This is a genomic window from Nitrospirales bacterium (assembly GCA_031315865.1).
Classification (GTDB): Bacteria; Nitrospirota; Nitrospiria; order Nitrospirales; family UBA8639; genus JAGQKC01.
In genome coordinates this window covers 2,311,125-2,330,345 of the sequence record JALDRJ010000002.1, presented here as the reverse complement: position 1 = coordinate 2,330,345, position 19,221 = coordinate 2,311,125, and the positions used below count along the sequence as shown (strand labels likewise).

Annotated in this window: 15 protein-coding genes; all 15 read right to left on the bottom strand. The window is 47.9% G+C overall.

The features are described 5' to 3' along the window. Window positions 1-31 precede the first annotated feature (31 nt). The 15 genes from MRJ96_10675 to MRJ96_10605 all read right to left on the bottom strand — a co-directional run bounded on the left by MRJ96_10675 (window position 32) and on the right by MRJ96_10605 (window position 19,212). Window positions 32-1,225, bottom strand: a complete 1,194-nt coding sequence (locus MRJ96_10675; GenBank protein ID MDR4501902.1) for a TIGR03087 family PEP-CTERM/XrtA system glycosyltransferase — start codon at window positions 1,223-1,225, stop codon at window positions 32-34. A gap of 110 nt (window positions 1,226-1,335) precedes the next feature. Continuing rightward, the gene (locus tag MRJ96_10670) at window positions 1,336-2,364 is read right to left on the bottom strand and encodes a FemAB family PEP-CTERM system-associated protein (GenBank protein MDR4501901.1); all 1,029 of its coding nucleotides are present in this window, start codon (window positions 2,362-2,364) and stop codon (window positions 1,336-1,338) included. A 46-nt stretch (window positions 2,365-2,410) separates the two neighbouring features. Beyond that, window positions 2,411-3,412, bottom strand: a complete 1,002-nt coding sequence (locus MRJ96_10665; protein MDR4501900.1) for a glycosyltransferase — start codon at window positions 3,410-3,412, stop codon at window positions 2,411-2,413. Window positions 3,413-3,468: 56 nt separating this feature from the next. Beyond that, complete coding sequence (locus MRJ96_10660) at window positions 3,469-4,428, bottom strand: glycosyltransferase family 2 protein (GenBank protein ID MDR4501899.1); 960 nt, start codon at window positions 4,426-4,428, stop codon at window positions 3,469-3,471. Between the two features lie 14 nt (window positions 4,429-4,442). Beyond that, window positions 4,443-5,720 (bottom strand): hypothetical protein, encoded by a 1,278-nt coding sequence (locus MRJ96_10655; GenBank protein ID MDR4501898.1) that lies wholly within the window; start codon window positions 5,718-5,720, stop codon window positions 4,443-4,445. Window positions 5,721-6,282: 562 nt separating this feature from the next. Continuing rightward, window positions 6,283-7,299 carry an SDR family NAD(P)-dependent oxidoreductase gene (locus MRJ96_10650; protein MDR4501897.1) on the bottom strand — a complete coding sequence of 339 codons (1,017 nt, stop codon included), beginning with the start codon at window positions 7,297-7,299 and terminating at the stop codon, window positions 6,283-6,285. 187 nt (window positions 7,300-7,486) lie between these two features. Then, on the bottom strand, window positions 7,487-8,674 hold the full coding sequence (locus MRJ96_10645; protein MDR4501896.1) for a hypothetical protein: 1,188 nt from the start codon (window positions 8,672-8,674) through the stop codon (window positions 7,487-7,489). 285 nt (window positions 8,675-8,959) lie between these two features. Beyond that, window positions 8,960-9,928, bottom strand: a complete 969-nt coding sequence (locus MRJ96_10640) for a flippase-like domain-containing protein (GenBank protein ID MDR4501895.1) — start codon at window positions 9,926-9,928, stop codon at window positions 8,960-8,962. A 157-nt stretch (window positions 9,929-10,085) separates the two neighbouring features. Further along, entirely contained in the window at window positions 10,086-11,222 is a 1,137-nt protein-coding gene (locus MRJ96_10635) for a glycosyltransferase family 4 protein (GenBank protein ID MDR4501894.1), read from the bottom strand. 95 nt (window positions 11,223-11,317) lie between these two features. After that, window positions 11,318-11,995: a 4'-phosphopantetheinyl transferase superfamily protein gene (locus MRJ96_10630; GenBank protein ID MDR4501893.1), complete on the bottom strand. Its 678-nt coding sequence runs from the start codon at window positions 11,993-11,995 to the stop codon at window positions 11,318-11,320. 8 nt (window positions 11,996-12,003) lie between these two features. Beyond that, window positions 12,004-13,389, bottom strand: a complete 1,386-nt coding sequence (locus MRJ96_10625; GenBank protein MDR4501892.1) for a 2-oxo acid dehydrogenase subunit E2 — start codon at window positions 13,387-13,389, stop codon at window positions 12,004-12,006. Between the two features lie 112 nt (window positions 13,390-13,501). Next, window positions 13,502-15,481, bottom strand: a complete 1,980-nt coding sequence (locus tag MRJ96_10620) for a thiamine pyrophosphate-dependent enzyme (protein MDR4501891.1) — start codon at window positions 15,479-15,481, stop codon at window positions 13,502-13,504. 16 nt (window positions 15,482-15,497) lie between these two features. Beyond that, on the bottom strand, window positions 15,498-16,289 hold the full coding sequence (locus tag MRJ96_10615; protein MDR4501890.1) for an acyltransferase: 792 nt from the start codon (window positions 16,287-16,289) through the stop codon (window positions 15,498-15,500). Window positions 16,290-16,955: 666 nt separating this feature from the next. Continuing rightward, entirely contained in the window at window positions 16,956-18,164 is a 1,209-nt protein-coding gene (locus MRJ96_10610; protein ID MDR4501889.1) for a glycosyltransferase family 4 protein, read from the bottom strand. Between the two features lie 112 nt (window positions 18,165-18,276). Next, a complete protein-coding gene (locus tag MRJ96_10605; GenBank protein MDR4501888.1) occupies window positions 18,277-19,212 on the bottom strand; it encodes a DUF3473 domain-containing protein in 936 nt (311 codons plus the stop codon). Window positions 19,213-19,221 lie beyond the last annotated feature (9 nt).

Sequence of the window (19,221 nt, the reverse complement as noted above, 5' to 3'; positions counted from 1 at the left end):
TCACGAAAGACCAACAGCAAGCTCCGCCTCGTTATCGACCGGCCTGTTCAACGAGTTTTTCGAGCTCCGAACCACAATGCTGCCAGCTGCAACGTTTCGCAACAAATTCACGTGCCTGCTCGGCACACGAGCTCCGCAAGACGGGGTCATTCAGAAGACAGACTATTTCGTCGGCAAACCGCTGAGGATCATCAGCAATCCGTATCCCATTGTCCTGACTAACCGTAAGCCCTTCAAACGCCGCGGAGGTCCCCACAACCGGAAGCCCCATGGCCATGGCTTCAAGTATTTTATTTTGCACTCCCCGAGCAATCCGTAATGGGACCACGGCGACGGAGGCGTCGATTAAATATGGGCGAACATCTGGAACGGTCCCTGTCACATGTATGTGCCCGGGACTCGCCAATTTCTCGACTGCATGAGTCGGTCGTCGGCCAACGATGTTAAAACGGACATCGGGAAATACTTGCCGAACTTTCGGCAAAATTTCTCGACAAAAGTATTGAACCGCATCAATATTTGGGAAGTAGTCCATGGCGGCCGTGAATACGAGCACTGGACGATCGACTGATGCGCGCGACCCATGACCGTTTCGGTAGAAATACTCGATATCCACGCCATTCGAGACCACCGCCGCCCGCCGATCCTTGCCTCGCTCACAAAAGAGCTGAACCTCTTGCGTTGAAATAAAGACTGATTGTTCGAATTCTTCCGCTATGCGTTCTTCATAGTCTCCAAGCCGATTCGCTTCCAATTGATAGAGCACGGACCACGGAAATTTTTGGAATCCGGCATAGGCTCGCCACTTTTCGGAATCGACATCCACGAAATCCATGAGCCGGGGAACATTCTTGACTTTCCGCACATATTCAGCCATCGGAGATGAAAACGCGATGATATGGTCGATGGGAACGGACTGGAGAATCCTATCGATTTTCTCCTGTAAATCCTGAGAGTAAAATGCCCCAACCGACAGGGCTTGTCCTCTAAGAAGAGAGACACTCGCTCCCCATATACGTTGGCGCTGCGACAGCCATATCACCTCGACCTGCTGGCAGTATTTTCGTAATTCATCGACGTACTGAAATTCTTGGGGGTCATCTGCGATGCACGCCAAGTACACACGATGGTGCACCGATAAATATTGGATCTGGTGATAAGAACGGATTTTATCTCCTTTGTTGGGTGGATAAGGAATCCGATGGGCTAGATAAAGAATATTCATTGACGACTAACGAAATACATCTGACTGAAACGGCTCGCTCAATCAATCTATGTCAGGAGAAATGGGATAGCCTCGCCACGATGTCAGTACTCTCCTGACCTTTCGGCCGTCTAGGGGAGATACTTAATAACATGAGGACCGATGAGGTTCGCGACCGATAGAGGCAATCTCTTCCAAATCGAGATGAAGGGCTGAAACTTGGGATTGGCGGGACTGAAATTGGGAATGTCCCCCCCATGTGGAAGATAATACTGATAACGAAGCGGCGTAGGCTCAAACCCCCAGTGCCGTTTAAAATCATAGGCTCCAGTCCCCTGCTTACTTCGACCAAAGTCAAAGACCTTATAGCCATGCTCCCATCCATACCGCATCAGTTCCCAATACATAAAGTCGTACACCGCGTACGGCAGAAACTGAGGAAGCCCGCCACCATAGTAGGGCAGTAGTTGATCTTTATAACAAAAGGTCATGACCGCCGCAGCCATCTGATTATGACGCCACACGGATAATATTCGACATTGCTCGCCCAACACATCCAGGAGGATCTCAAAAAAGCGATAAGGAAATGCCGGAGTTCCCAGGTTTCTCAAACTCGTCGTATAGATCGTGTAGAATTCTCTTAGAAATTCTTTTCCGCCAATCTTGGATTCTAATCCATGTTTGATCCCCTGACGAATCATTCGACGCTGCTTGCGAGGAATGGCGTTCATATTCTTTTCTTCACCATCGAAAATTTCACGGATAAACGTAAAATACAACTCCTTAATCGGTAGCTCATCTCCGTTCGCGACCACATGTCGAAACTCGAGAAAATCCACACCCAATTCGCACGCAAGACTCTTGCCTTTTTCTTTGAGCTGTTGAGATGCCGATGGCGACTCAGCGCACAGCCCCCCGTAGACAGCAAACGGGAGAGAAATCAACGTCTTCCTCCCCAGTGGGTTCTTCACCAAGAATAAGGGTAGCACCCCCTGTATCACCCCTTGCTCTTCGACGAGAAAATACATGGAGGTATACCCAAAAACTTTTTCGAGCACGGTTTTCCAATTGATCGTATGGAAAAATGACCCCGTGGCGGAGACGGCGACGAATTCATCCCAGTCCTGCCGATGCGCTGCGGTATAGGGAGCAACAACCATTAGATTTGGAATCGTCTTGTGCCCGCAAGAAAACTGATCGCGCGAGTTATCGATAAAACTTCCGAATCGTATATTCCTTGAGCTTACGAGCATGGGTAAAAATAATAATCTCGCCCAGTAACCCGATGGATCCGACTTGTACACCCAACACCATTAACAATACGCCTAGAATTAACAATGGCCGATCTGATAATGACGTAACGCCTAACATTCGCTCTAATGCTAATAAAGCCGACACACAGAATCCGACCGCGAATAACCCACTGCCGATCAGGCCAAAGAATCTCAAAGGCTTTTTGGTGAATTTAAACAGGAACACGACGGTCAGGAGATCAAGGATTCTCCTGAGATAGACACCCGGTCGGTAGACACGATGTTGACTATCCGCCGTATGTTGAGGGATTTCAACTTCAGCGATACGAAACCCCTTTTGATACGCCAGGAGTGGCAAAAAACGATGGAGATCTCCATAGAGTGAGATTTCCTTGGCCACGGGCCGCTTCATGGCTCGAAGCCCGCTCCCGAGATCACTGAGACTTTGTCCGGTTAGACGATTGACAAGATTGTGAAACATGCGAGTTTGCAACCGATTGAACCAGGCGTCCACACGTGGCCATCGCTTGGTCACGACGAGATCATTTCCCTCATCCAGACGTTTCAGCACCTGCTCAATGCCTTCCGGTACCGTTTGGAAATAGGGTGGTACGGTGATGATCACGTCTCCGGCCGCTTGTTCGAATCCAACCGCTAACGCCATGGATTCTCCGAAATAATAAGGCAGAGGAATAATTTTCAGGGGGCATTTCGTACTTGGCAGCGCTTCCAAGACGTTCATCACCCGACGATCACCGCCATCGATCACAAAAATACACTCAAAAGTCAGGGACAATTTATCAAGTATCGAGGTGTAGGCATGGTACACCGCCTCAATATCTTGAGAGCGTTCCACGACGGGCACAACGAGTGAAACAGCCAGGGGGGGATTCGATGCCTCGTGAGTCGCTGAATGCGAATCAGTGCTAGATGGATTCATTGCAATGACGGTCATGTGAGTACAATCTTCGTACGGCCAAGCAATTAAGATTTTGAGGAACATGTGTGTTTCTACTCATGGAGAGAGGCTCCCTTGTCCCTATTGATAGCAAGAATGCCATCCCGCACCATTTGACCGGGACGATAATCGCCAGTAGCTAAAATCATTTCTCCAAGAACCCCCAAAGCGACTAAATGCCCTGTTAAAGCAAAAAACATAAAAGCCACAGATGGAAGAACGATGCCCGAAATATTGTAGGCAAGAAAGATCATGAAACAACCGATTCCCGCCAACAAGGCGACCAGTCCAAATTTCCCGAACCATAATGCAGGTCGAGCAGAACTTCGCACGATTAAACTCACGACAAAGAGGTCTAGAAACACTCTCCAGGCTCTGGAAATCCCGTATTTGCTGCTCCCGAATGATCGCTCACGATGATTCACGACGATTTCCGCAATCTTGGCCCCGCCTAACGTGGACATCGCGGGAATGAACCGATGAAAGTCAGCGTACAACGGCAACTGTTTCACGACACTCCGCCGGTACCCTTTGAGCGAACAACCATTATCATGGATGGGCACTCTTGTAATTTTTCCGATGAGCCAATTGGCGATTTTGGAGGGAATCTTCCGTGATACAAGCTTGTCTTTCCGATCCTTTCGCCAACCACAGACGACTCCATACCCTTGTTCGAGCGTGTGGAGAATTTTCGGAATATCCGCTGGATCATTCTGCAAATCACCATCCATACTCACGACATATTTTCCACGCGCAGCGCGAAATCCCGCAGCCATGGCGAGCGTTTGTCCATAATTCTTCCTGAATTGAATGACTCGAATGTTTGAATATTCTTGATGCAGCTTTTCCAACACCTGGGGCGTTCCATCTTTACTACCATCATCGATGAAGATAATTTCATAAGGAACAGCCAGGGATTGGCAAACGTGCAAAATGGCTTCGCATAGGACCGGCGTGCTCTCTTCTTCATTATAGATAGGAACGACAACAGAGAGTTCGATTCTTTTTCGCATCGTTCGAGGCTCGCTTATTGAGCGATCCTCCACGCAGGCAGACGTGCCGTGAAGCCGATAAACCCTTGATTCACCGTCGCCGTTCGACCTGCCACGGATGATCCATTCGATTTTTGCTTGATATAACTGTACGAGATATTCCCTGATAACCATTCAAGTAATAAGATGCTAAAGCCCGCTTGGCCTTGATAACTTTTCACATCAACTTGATTGCCGGACAATGACTTGTTCTTCGCGATACCTCCTGCAAGAAACCCTGTGACTCGCTCAGCCAATGGGTACGAACCTGATATTTGCCCGCGTTGGGTTAACACGCCAGAGGTGGCAAGACCGCCTCCTGGCGTCACGCCCTGAAAATACCTTGCAGAGATCACACCCGCGTCAAAACTTTTGGTCACGTTGACGTTGGAAGTAAACGTGACTCTATCCACGCTTTCAGTAAACGAAACACCGGCCCTTGCGTTGATGTAGACCGTCGGTGTCAGCGTATGCCCCACGCCTCCAGTCACACTATGCGTCACGACGGTATCTCCGTTATTGATATCACTGATTCTTGCAGTATAATTGGCATTCAACCTTGTCCGGGAGGAGAGAAGATAGCCCACGCCAGTCCCCAGGATATGTGATAGCGAATCGTTCAAGTCGGAATCGGTATATCGAGTATACAGGTTCATATAACTGGCGTTTGGAATCCAACGCGGAGTTAAATGATATCGAACCCTGACACCTGCTCGATTTCGAAACGAGCCAGATCTGGTTCGACGCGTGAATACCCCATTATTGCCTACGGCATTACTGAGTCCCGCGATTCCTCTATTTCCCGAAAACCCGCCTTCTCCATGCCGTTGTGCCGCGATTAACGGGTTGTCCTGATCCGATTGATCACCCCCAAAACTGAAGCCTTGGACCGCCGGCGAAAAATTCATAGATTCAACTATTCGAACCTCCAAACCCTTATACCGTTTTGTTAAAAACGGAAGATCAATACCAAAGTTCGCATTATGAGTATAGGCGTCCGAACCGCTGTGATTGACGTAAAATTGTGCGACCCCTGAATAGGTTCCCGATAACACGACGTCTCGGCTCAGATAGGTCAACGTCAGCCTCGGAATCACAAAGGTACCAAAATCGTCTTGCTTATTTTTTTTGGTATCAAAAAATAGGTTGTCGGTATATGTCTCGGTCACACTGATCGACGAATTAAGCGTAAGTTCAGCGTACACATTCTGTACCGACACAACAGACAACACCACACATAACAGGCAGGAGGATACTCCACTAACCCTCTTCATAAATTCCATCTCCTTTCCCTAAGAACTTTTGCCACTCACACAACATATCTGGATAGATTGAGTGCGGGACACAACCGCAGAAATTATTATGACATTTCGTGATCGGAGCTTACTTTCATGCCTCAAAAATAACCGTACATGAATATCCCCTTAAGCAGAAATATATAACTCATTACAATACAACATCTAAGAAGACAAGCCAACTCATTTCACCCCACCAGATATTTGAGAACAGTCAGTGTACTTTGGGACAACATGAATGCCTAATTCCTGTGCATGATTACAAGCCGAACATAGTCCACCCCCAAATACGTTTAGTGAACGGTTTAATCGGATACACCGGAATAAAGTGCTCGATTTCTACTTGTTCTGGAATACGTGGAAGATGTACGGGAGATCACGACAGAGTGGATAACGATCGACAACAAGCACTAACCCCATGAGACGCTGCCGAGTACAGCTCTCGGTGTCTATTGCATACCTCGAATGCTGACATCGTATGGCTCTAATTTGCAGTTGAAACAAATTCTTCGATCAGGTCTTTGCTCACAGCCTGCGCTGCCTACGCTAGCCATCCATGTTGTTCGTACCAATCAAAGATGTTTTGCACTTCAGCTTCAAAAGACCTGCGAGGCGCAAAACCCAAATCTTTTCTCGCCTTTGAGGAATCAAAAGACCGTGTTTTCGTGAAAAAGTCTACGCGGCGGCGATACAGGATAGGCTCGAGATTCAATGGTTTACAAATGGCTTCAGTGAGCGAGCCAAGAAGTTGTACAGGGCGAGCGGGAATTTTAAACGGAAGAGGTCGCACCCCGGCGATGCGGCTAATGGTCCTGACAAGTTCTTCAAGAGACACAGATTTTTCACCAGCGAGTATGTACGTCTGTCCGATAGCCGCTTCCTGCTCGGCCGCTAAAATAAATCCTTCGGCCAAATCTTCCACATCAACCCAATGTGTCAAAGTACGGCCACTGCCAATAATTGGGAAACGCCGACGGGCAACGCCGCGAAAGAGCTTCAACGTCCTCGTATCACCTTGCCCCCAAATCATGGCCGGACGAATGATCGTCCCTTTGACACGCCCTGAAGTGAATCGCTCTTTTGCTAATTTTTCCCCTTCACATTTCGTCAATTGATAAATATCTCCAGGGCGATATGGCTCTTCTTCCGTCGCAGGTGGATGCGGGATATGACTATGTACTCCCCCGGTGCTACAATGAACCACTCTCTTCACGTTTTCACGTTCAGCTGCAGACAAAACGTTCCTCGTCCCTTCGACATTCACCTCATAAAATACACTCTCAGCGTGCTTCGCTGAACGGAAGAGGGCAGCAATGTGAAAAATATACTCCACATGTTTGACCGCATCACTTATGCTTTGACGATCAGTAATATCCCCATAACAAACTTCTATGCCATTACGCTTCAGATCCTCAGCAGTCTCACGATTACTACTTTGACGGACTAATGCACGTACGCTGGCACCTTTCTGCATTAATCGCCGGGCAAGACGACTTCCAACAAAACCAGTTGCTCCTGTCACCAGAACCCTTTTGCCCTTAAGAGAGGTATTTTTCATAACATCGATGTTGCAGAGTCGATATCCACGGGCAGACATCCGTGGTTCTCAGCGTTAGCTTTGATAAACCTTCACAATCCACCCTAACACATCTCTATACGGTTAATCTCCAATTGTCTGTGAATGATCAATGAATCATCCCTTTTTTTCCTGAGATCAAATGCAACCACCGAGTGGTCGCTTGATATCACGAAGACTTAAGGAATTGACAAATATCCTTGGCCACTAGTCTTGCTGCAAGATCATGTCCTTTTTCATTCCAATGCCCTACCCCCATCCGGGTATTTGGAAACCCATGCAGATAAACTTGGTTTTTCTCGGCATGTTCCTGAAAGGCATACACAAGCGGCACCACCGGCACACCTAATCGCTTCCCTAACGCCATGAACCGCCGGTCAGGATAATCCAACGAATCAACGCCAAGGTGTTGTTCTAATGCTAGCCGCTGCTTTTCGTCAATTTGACTGGGATTCGTGACCAACATCCAGAATGGTTGAGCATGATGCTTCGTCACTTCCTGATTGAGTAGCTCTAGAATGCTCTCGGTAATCTTCCAGGCCTCATGATGCTGTGGGGTTTGGGGTGGGGCATAAACCCATTCCGATAAACCCGTTTCATGGAACGCGAAATCATCATCACGCATGATCCGCCAATTATTGATAACCCGAACAGCCTGATTCAGGACCTCAAGTAAATGCAAGTATTGAACACCCTCGAGTAAAGCTCGATCCTTCACAGACTTCAACGTCCATTCCCTGAACGAGTTATCCAGCTGCAAATTTCCCTGATGATCAAAATAATAATATGGCCGTTGAATGTGAGGACATTCACCTTTTGAACATTCTGTCATCGTAGGGAAATTATCGATCAAGTCATTTCCATGAAAGATTGCCGTCAGGACCATGTCAGGGTCATACGGCCATACATAATGTTTAAGCGTCAAGAGCTCATCCGTCGTCGAATAGCCTCCTTGCCCGAAGCTGAGAGTCTCAATAGCTTTAAACCGGTCAGTCTGACATGTACGGAGATATTCCTCCAAGCGCCGGCCAAACGTATGCTCGAGAGCTACTTGACGAGCTTCCATGTAGGAATCGCCTAAGATGGCGATTCGATAGATTCCTGCTTTTTTTTCTACATCATGCTCTTTGTCTCGAAAACCTGCTGAATTAATCCGGACATACGCTTCCCCTTCTGATCGAAACCAGCCCTCCTTGTTCGGAATAAGTCGCTTCCCTCTCAATGGGTCGTAAGTGTGAAATACAGGATACGAAATATCCAATACTCTTAACCCGGCTTCACCTAGGGCCAAAAAAAGAATGCTCGCCAGAATAACGGTACCGATGATCAGATAGAGTTTGGTCGGCTTTCTCTGCATACTTGCACTCTGAGACAGGGTTGACACAACAGACTCGTGAATATCCTTTCGGAATGTTCAACCTGTGTCTTAATGTCTCACGTTAGAAACCGTTCATTGCGTGGAATTCGTGGATTTTGGTCAACTGGAACAAAGAGGATGACGAATGTCGACGAAAGCAGGTGATTTGCTGAATGGCATTCGTTTGACCATTATTTCTTCGGGTAAGATGCCCCACCAAATGGTATGATGCATATTGCCATAATAGCCCTGACCACCAAATTCTTCAAATCATGAGGCTATCTATCATGCGTTGCCCTTGTGATTTTTAGCGATGCGTTGAGCATTCACGCCGATTCCATCGCGCGCATACAGTACGGCCCCTGGGAGCACTGAAATCACAATATAGACTCTGACGAGCAAGGCCATAGCAAGAATCAAGACAAGATTCGCTTCAATGAGAGAAAAGAAATACACGAACGCCCCTTCTTGGACGCCAAGTCCCGCAATGGAGATGGGAATCATACTCACCAGTGAAATAACTGGAACAAAAAGAAAATAGTACGGCAATTCCGAGGTCATGCCCACACCTAAACCGATACACCACGTAAAGTAGATACGCACAAGCTGGACCATAAAAGACAGGATCAGCGCAACGATGATCCGTGCCTTAATCTGTTGATAAAAACCGAGAGCGCGCCTTATTTCTTGAAGTCCCTTGTTTACTTTGCTTTCCAGTGGTATCCGTCGTTCAAACCACGGAAAACAGAAATATGCAACGATCACCCCGATGACTCCAAGTCCTATCCCTCCAAAGATAATCCTCGTAATAAGTTGACCGGGGATTAATTCTAATTCTTGATGAAACAGGGCAAAACCGCACAAGCAAGTGCCAACCAACGCGACAAGACCCAAAATTCTTTCCACAAACAGGGAAGAAACCGACTCGGTAATCCTGACTCCCGACTTGACAAGCCCGTAGCCTTTGAGGAACTCCCCCCCCGCGCCTGACGGAGCGACAAGACCAAGGAAGGTACTCTTGAAATAGATGCCGAGTATTTGAAAGAAACGGAGTCTGGTGCCTCGATGATCGATCAGGATAAACCAGCGTATCGCATTCACCACGCGGTCAACATAAATTAACAGTCCTGCCAGGACCAAATAACTCGCGATCAATTGATGGTCGCGACTAAATACCTTGACGTCATCCCAGGGGATGAACATCAAGACGATCACCGACACGAGAAGGCTCACGAACAGGCGAAGATAGTACATGCACGTGCATCCTCTGGAAATATATCAGATGTTTGGCCAGCCAAATTTATATGTTCACGGTGAACGTTGAGCGTAGAACTACATGTATGGATGAAGGAATTTTGTGTCAAAATGATGTATTCTTCGACCTGTGTGCATAGCATGCTCCTCACGTGACTTACTTCATTGCCAAATCTTTATAAATTCCTTCAAGGTGTTTGCTAGAATACGCAACGTCATACTCTCGGCAAACTTTCCACCCCTTTTCTCCCATTTCTTTGGCCAATAGAGGGTTACCAAGGAGGGTCGACAACTTATCCACTAACGCAGAAACATCTTTAGGAGGAACAATATAGCCGGTTTCTCCCTCGACAATGACATCTGGCATCATTCCTGTTGGTGTTCCGATGACTGGTTTTCCACTATTCATAGCCTCTAATAAGGTGAGTGGTCCGCCCTCTTTATTAATTGATGGAATAACAATAATGTTTGAAAGCGCAAACATAATCGACACATCTTCGTAAAATCCTGTAAAAAATAAACGGTCACCTAATTTCAATCGCTGTGCTTCTCGCTCAAGTAATTCCCTGTCTGGCCCATCTCCAACGATGAGAAACCGTGTAAGAGGATAGGTTTTTATGAGTTCGGCTGCTGCTCGAATGAAATAAATCTGGCCCTTCATTTCGGCAAGACGCCCTACCACGGAGACAATCGTCTCCTTCTCGGATATGCCTAATTCGCTGCGCTTCATCGCTATGGACGTGGCGTCAAATTGGGAAAGCTCGGAAAGCGGAAGACCGACGATACGGATATCAATCCTGGACGGGTTGATTTTTCTACGTCGATGCATGAACTCTTTCACAGAATTTGAGACGGCTATGGCCTTCGTTGTCAGAGGAGAGAGGATCGTATCAGCGATCGTTTGGTAAAAAGGCTGATCAATCAGGACGGCATGCTCATGAACAATATTGGGAACTCCAGTCAACCAGCTCGCCAAACGTCCAAAGTTCGCCGACCCATAGCCATGAAGATGGAGAACATGGGGCCGGAGTTGACGAATCAATTTCATGAGGTCTGTGAGCGTCGAAGGCGCAAACTTTCCCTTGTCGAGATAGACCACGGAAATACCGGACCGTTCCAAAAACTTCCCTCCGGACTCACGCGCACGAAGATTACAGACGGTCGCCTCAAACTGCGATGAATCATGGCAATGTATCCACCATTTGAGCGTTTGCGTAATCCCATGGATGCTCGCCCCATCAATTTCAAGCTTATCGATGATGTGTAGTATTCGAATGGGCTCAGATTGACTCATTTCGTGATCTCTCACTCCACTGTTAATCGGATATTCATGTTTTTAGGGCAGTACAATCTCAGGAAAGACGAACCGTAGATTTATCCAAAATCTCTTCATGCCCCAGCGGTTTTACACACCATCGCGACCGCCAGGTGCGGGGTATGAGAAATGCTGACGGCAACTTGAATAACTTCTGGATGGCCACTTCGATAGACACGAAACCTGGGTGGGCTATCAGAGTTTGATACCAATTCAATGTTCTTCATATCCTCATTCAGATAGACACGATCGCACTTCTTCAACGCCTCTTTGGCACACCAGCGCGCCGCAAAATGCATACGAGGATGCTCTTGGAGTAAGCAATACGCGATTTCAACGGATGAAAAAGCATTCGTATAAAACGAATCTTTCCAATAATCCTCAACTTCTGGAAAACTTTCGACCATCTCGATATCGATGCCACAACTCAGCGAAGAGCCGAACTCTAGCGTTGTTTTCGACGACATTTTGGAGGCATCCAAATGCGTACCATTGGTGATGCCCGCAGGCGATGCGTTAGTTTCAGAGTCTTGTCCATTCGACCCGAAGAGGGCGCTCTGTAATTCGCCGTACGACTTCACGGAATAGACGGATCGAGATTTGATCCCCAATCGATGTCGAATTGCGGCATCAAGTTTGGCCCTGGCTAATGAACCTTGCATGCGCCTGGTCGACAATACAAAGTCGGCATTCACAGCTTCGACATCGGTCTCAAATAGGTCCGCCACAATTTGCCTGAGCTCATGGTTCATTGCTTCGTTTACCATCCTCTGAGGCAGACACTGCAAAGATACCCGGTTTGGCCATTGGGTTTTACCATTTGCACCATAAAGTGATCCCAATGTTGAAAGTGATCCCATTCCTCGATATTGGCCATAGGGGTCAAACAACGCGAACAAGAAATCGCTTTCAGGTCTTCTCCGTCACAACGTGCTCCGTCAAGCGCGGCTTCGTAAGCCTGTAAATGATCGCCCAACTCTCTTAAGAACTTCGCCGCTTGTCGTCCTTCAGATACTTGATGATCAAAAGCCAGGATGAGATGAAACACGCCTTCCCGGCTTCCCGGCGAATAACATTCCCCTCCCACTCCCAAGATCGCAGATTGCCCTTGATTGATCAGTGGGTGAAAAGTAAACACCCCTTCCCCTGAAAGATCTGTCATGGTGAAAGTTCCACCTTGGAGGTCGTGGCTGGTCAACGAATTATTCAGGTATGCGACCATGAGTTCTTGCATCTCTTGAGTGATGTCTGCAATGCTTTTGGTGTCCGCGGCACGAATCACAGGCACCTTCAATCCCAAATCCCCATCGATCGCAAACCCAATATTGACCTCTTCGTAAAAGTTGACAGATTCCGATTGAAAAAAAGCATTGAAAAACGGGTAGTGCCGCAGTAGACGCGCAGCTTCGAATAGAATCACCGCGCTCGTCGTCGCCGAGACTCCTTGATACTGATCGACTGCAGCACGCAGGCCCTTTGTAGGTATCGATACCGTGATGACACTCGGCAGTGAATTTTGATAGCCAGACGTTAAGTAACCGATCTCCGTCCGTTTACTCTTCGATAACTTTTCAGTCCGAAACGGAATGCCCGAGGCCGGAACCGGAGCAGATAAGGACTTCGACTGTTCTGTTGGAAGCACCACGGACCTTGGTAAGGATGGTCGCGGGGCTTCTCCAAGCTCAACGAGAATGTCCTGAGTTCGGACGAGCCCCTTACCGGAAAACCTCTCAGGAGAAAGCTTGCGTTCTTCTAATAACGCTTGGGCCTTCTTGGTAAAATGCGTCGGTATATCGGAAGACACGGATGTTGAGCCATTTCCCGCATTGCCATTCTTAGTCGTTTCAAGAGAAAACGTCGGAGTTTCAACGATCGTCGAAATCTCTAATGAATCACCAGTAGCCTCCTCCCCCTGAATGGTACACAACGTGGCGCCGACATTAATATCGTTTCCAGGCTCAATAGAATACACCAACATCCCAGAGGCGGGAGCTTCGATTTCCATCACGGCCTTGCTCGTTTCGATCTCGGCGATCATTTGTCCTTGGGTAACTTTCTCTCCATTTGCAACAGACCAAGACAGCAACGTCACAGACTCGTCATTCACATTGTCCTGTGGAATAATGACCGGGGTGCTGTGTTTCATGACGGCTCGTTGATCCCTATTGTGTCTGGGTTTTTTGAAGAGTCGCACATAGTGTAGAGTTTTCTCTCAAACACAAACGCACAAATAACGCTCTGGCTGGCGCAGGCGAATCCTACGACGCAAGCATATGACTAACAGCCTCAACGACGTGACATTCTCCTGGAAGACATTGCTTTTCAAGAGGACCGCAAGAAGGAATTGGATGACTCGGTGAAGAGACCCGACGAACGCGCTCAAGCACACCAGGCGTCACCTCTGCAACCTGGGCTAACAATTCTGACCCAAGTGCCGCAAACCGTATTCCTTCTTCCACGATCAGGAGCTTACGAGTTTTCTGAACCGACTCAATCACCGGCCATGGATTAAACGGGTACAACTGCAATGGACAGATCACTTCACAGAAGATCTCCCGTTCATCGCATAACTCCTGGATCGCCCGTTCGACATCGACGAGCATCCCGCCGTAACACACGATCGTGATGTCTGGATCACCCATGGGACGAATGCGGGTGCTCGGGTATTGCTCATGTGAGTGCTCAAGGACAAACCCTTTCGGAACCTGATCTGTGACGCGAAGACCGTAGAGCAGCTTATTCTCTATGACGATCGTCGGGCGATCGATGGACGAGAAAAGTTCATCGTATACAAGCCCAGGGTCATAGCGAGGGTGCAGTGCCAACATAGTCGTACCCGGCAGTCCCATAAAATGCTTTTCAATACTCTGGCTATGGGTCGGACCATACCCTCGCTTGCCTCCCATCGGTGTACGCACGATCAATGGCACATGAACCTGGTCGTTATACATATAACGAAATTTCGATGCATGGTTTAACAGCTGATCAAAGGTTAAACTGAGGAAATCACCGAACATCACTTCGCACACTGGGAGAAACCCACTGAGAGCAAGACCGTTGCCCAACCCCACCAGAGCGGCTTCACTAATAGGTGTATTTCTGACACGCCCCGGGAACTCATGGCTCAAATTCTTCGTAACTTTAAACGCTCCTCCGTATGGCCCTTCGATATCCTCTCCAATCAAGAGAATTTTATGATCGCGCTGCATGTTTCGCTGAAACGAGCTGTGTATGACATTCACCATCCGTTCAGATGCAGGGATCGACGTCTTGGTCCATTTGAGTAGGGACCATTCTCGTCTATCCTCATCCTGGGCATTATCCTCTGAGTAAGGGGTGGCGTCAGACCGAGACACGGCCAGATCAATACTCGCTTGTATCGTACGATCAATTTCTTCAATTTGCTGACTATCTGTGTGTTGTCGAAAGGATTCAATGGGATCCCTTGCCCAATATTCGTTGACTTCCTCCGGAGCACGATCATCATCTCCTTTGGAATGAGCCATGAGCCGATACGTGTCAATCTGGAGAAAGAGAGGGCGGCATTCATTTCGTACGTATTGCACGCTCTCCGCAGATCTCACTAACAGTTCCTCCGGATTCCAGGTATTGCCATGAGCCGTTTTTATTCCGAATGCATCACCTCGTGCAAGAATATCACCTGCGAGGGTTTGGTGTTGCGGCGTACTCTGAGCATAGAAATTATTCTCAAGAACGATGAGTAATGGCAATTCCCATTTGGAGGCCATATTCAACGTCTCGTATAACGCCCCTTCGCCTAATGTTCCATCTCCGATGAAGACAACAGCGATACATCCCGTCCCTGAAAGTTTCTGCGCCAAGGCCAGACCAGCCGCGACCGGGACAATCCCGCCTTGAATTCCATTACTATAGAATCCCTGGGAACAAATATGTTGACTCCCGCCTCGTCCACCGCACATGCCATTCTGTTTACCCATAATCTCGCCGATGAGTCCTTCGACATCGCCTGTCTTGGCTAAATAATGACCATGACAACGATGATTGCTAAAGATCAGATCCCCGTCTCGCAACGCTTCAGTGACGGCCACTCCAGTCCACTCCTGACCGATACAGGTATGTACCGTCCCAAACAACCGTCCCTCTTTAAAAAGTTCCAGCAAACGCTGCTCCACACTGCGAATCAATATCGCTTTGGCGTACAGTTGAACCGAAGCTTGAGAAGATTGTTCAGTAATCATGGTTTTTTTGGCAGACACACCTGTTAATATCTCCTTACGTCAGCGACTCTCCTCGTGGGAGGAACAGAAGCTTACGGTTTGGAATCACGATAGCAAAATCAGGGATATCTTCGGTCACCACTGCACCCGACCCAATGACACAGCCATTTCCTACCCGCACACCATCTTGCACAATCACGCCAGAACCAATCCAGACGTCATTTCCAATGACCACAGGACCGTTGGAATAGAGCCCTTGCTCCGCCATTGGGATGGCCCGGTCAGCCGTATGGTAACGTCCTCCTCCGACGTAACATTGCCCGGCCATCATCACCGACGTGCCCAACGTGATGCCACCGACTGAACTCAACTGGCATTGACTGCCGATTGAGCAATGGGCACCGATAGTAATCGGACCATTTTTGGCTTGGATAATCGAGCTTCTCGCGATCAAGACATCGTTTCCGATCGTGATTCCTTCCGGCTCTCCTCCCTTGGCATCCACCAGACAATGATCGTCGATCGCCACGCGATCTCCAAGCGTGATCTTTCCTGGATGTCGCAGTGATATATTTCTGCCCCACACGACACCCTTACCGACCTTCTTGCATAACGAGGGAAATAGTTGTTTCCGCAGCAACAGCCCTAATGCGCCAGGTAGAGGGCCGAGAAAAACGGTGAGAAATTCAAACTTCAGCAAGGCCAACAAACTTGATGAACCGACGAAAAAATTTTGATATTTCTTCAAGGTGGAGGTTTCAGATTCCGCTAAACTCTTGACGAGAGGTTTTTTCGCAATGACGTTGGACTGAGATAAAACTCTCGTGTCAGGTTCTGTCGATACCATAGGCCCCCTCTACCGTCATGCACACCAAAAACTCAACTATGAACTCCTTCACGACCGCGATCCGTGCCCCCGAAAAGACGCTGACCTCCTAATCTTATCGGCACGGCTTCTTGAGAATTAAGAAGTCACTTCCTTCAGCCTTCCCAGAAAATGGCTTGATCTTCATGCCCAACCAATCGTGCGATAAAGACTCGTTTGTCACCAGACCTCTGGCTGGCATCCCAAGATACTTTTAGCTCATTCGATCGTATAGGCTCGATTATTCTGAAAAAAACTCATTGGTCGTCGTGCAAAGGAGATTCAAGGCCAAGCGGCACACGAACCTTTTCATGGAGAGAGGCAGCCCATAAGGCTAGTTTCATAGAAATATGCCTATGAGAGACAAATACGTCAAGCTCTCGGGCAATCGCAAAAACTAGCTCTTTAAACGGCCCATATTGCTCACCGCAAACAATAAATACCTTTCCAAATCGCCTCATCTTTATCTAAGCCTAAAAGAAACCCCTCGACCACAGCATCAATATACACGGGCTGAAAAAGGACCTCTCCCCTTCCAACGAAAAAAAAATTATTAATTTCAGTCATTTTAAGGAGTCGATCCAATGATCACATCGTTCAATTACTAAAACTATTCGGCAGATGGAGTTCTCTACGTCATTTTGGGCATTAAATGGAAGAATACGGAGAATGGAAATACTCTTCCTGTTTTGATTCAGAAACCAACGTGCTGGCCAACCAGTCATACAGATTGTTTACCTTGGCACGAAACGAGGCAAAACTGTAATGTTGTTCGACGAGAATCCGACCAGCCTCACCAAGTGCTTGAGACAGCGCCGAATCTTGAATGAGGCAAAGCATCCCTCGTGAAAATGCCTCAGGATCAGGACCGACGAGCATAGCGACTCTGTCAGTCAGTACTTGCGTATGCGTGGGTAAGTTGGTTGCGACGATCGGTTTCCCACTTTGCAAATAGGAATACAGTTTCATTGGAGTATTATTTCCCTGTATCCGTGGAGAAACTAAAATGTCGGACTTCGCGAGAAAGAATGCTAATTGATCGGTGGGTTTCGCTCCCCAAAAACAGACCCGCCCCCCTATACCTAAATTTCGAGACTTTTGCTCATAACGTTGAATGTGCGCTTTCGTTCCTCCTACGATCACAAGATCGGCGTGATCGACATATCGTGTGAGAAGAGAGAAACTCTCCAGTAACAGATCGATCCCTTGATAGGGCTCTAGGTTTCCGACATAGGTAATCGTGATTCTTTCACGTTCAGCCTCAACGTCCTTCTTGGATAATTCTGGAGAACACCCCCCCTCGAGCAAGGGAATATCTTGGAGAATGCTGACTTCCTGGGCTCCATGACGCCTTGCAAGATCGCCTAACACATCACAAACTGGAACGACGGCCTTGGCCCGCTTGATAGCCAGTGATTCGCAAAAAGATAGCATGACGAGAAAAGGGCGAAAACATACATTGCTCTCAACCATCTGTTGTGGCAGGGAAGAATCCATATCATACACGTAGGGAATACGAAAGAGAGTCTTGATGAGAAGGGCCATAAAAACAGACTCTTCTACTGCATGAACGACGTGATAGTGATGCTTCCTGGCTAGCAGCAGGGCGTGGATCATCATCACCCCGTCACACAGTAGTTTCTTGAAAGAAAACCCTGGCCGAATATTCCGAATAAACGGGAGGAAACGTATACGCCTCAAGGTCATGCCAGGATGCTGTACTTGACTGCCTTCATGGTAAGTCAGGACATCAACCGTTTCACCTCTCTCGGCTAACACCCGAAGGATAAGGTTAACGGCTATGGGAGTCCCGCGATCCTGGTAAAATGGATGAGGGGCAAGAAACAGAATATGCATACTTCAATCGTAGCACGTTCTATTCGTTAGCACGACTGACAAATAAGGCTGCCAGCATTTCCTGCACTGCCAAGCAGACACATACATGAACCGCACGACCTGGCCAAAAGCATTATTTCTGAAAATGACTAATGGCTGAATTGCCTGAACACGATGGATTAGTCAACGAATCTATCGCCTGATGCGTCTGCGAATGATTGGAGTCTTCTCCAATCAAAGAGGGGAAAGAGGGAAGCGCAGTACAGATTGGGGCAAATTGAAAATCTTGAAGAAGTGCAGCCAGGCGTCTCTGGGTTTTTTGTAAATTCACATAATGACGAAAACCAGAAAGCAAAGAGCCTTTCATCTTCGGCTGATCAGGATCAAGCTCCCACGGATGAAAATACATCACCAGTGGCATGCCCTCATTTTCTACTTGCGTCAAAAACCACTTAAACAACCGATACGGTAACAAACGGAAATACCCTCCTCCTCCAATTGGCACTCTCATCCAGCCAATTTTATACGTTGACGGAGGAACCTCCCAGAGTACGCCTGAACTTGTGGCTAACGAATGAATGTCTGGAGAAGCATCAGGGATTCCATACGAATCATGAACAGCGGGAACGATGCTGGAATCATAGAGATAGCCCTCTTCAACCAGAATCGGCAGGGCCCATTTTGTCTCTTTCGTAATCGAAAATGTCGGAGCACGGTACCCCAAGACTGCCTTTCCAGTAAGATCTTCTAGAATCTTTTTAGCTGTTCGAATATCTTCCCGAAATTTCGCCGGACTCTGGGCGGCTATTAATTCATGCGAATACCCATGACAGGCAATTTCATGGCCAGCATTGGCCAGTCGTTTCACTAAGCCACCATGTCGCTCAGCTACCCACCCGAGTATAAACATCGTAGCCTGAACATTGACGGCTTCAAGAAGTGAGAGAATTGTCTCCGTGCTCTGCTCGACCCGGCTATGGAGAACATCCCAATGTCGGCGTCTCGCTGGACAATCAAACGCCGCAACTTGAAAATGTTCTTCGATATCAAAGCTTAAGCTATGAATCATGCGACATAC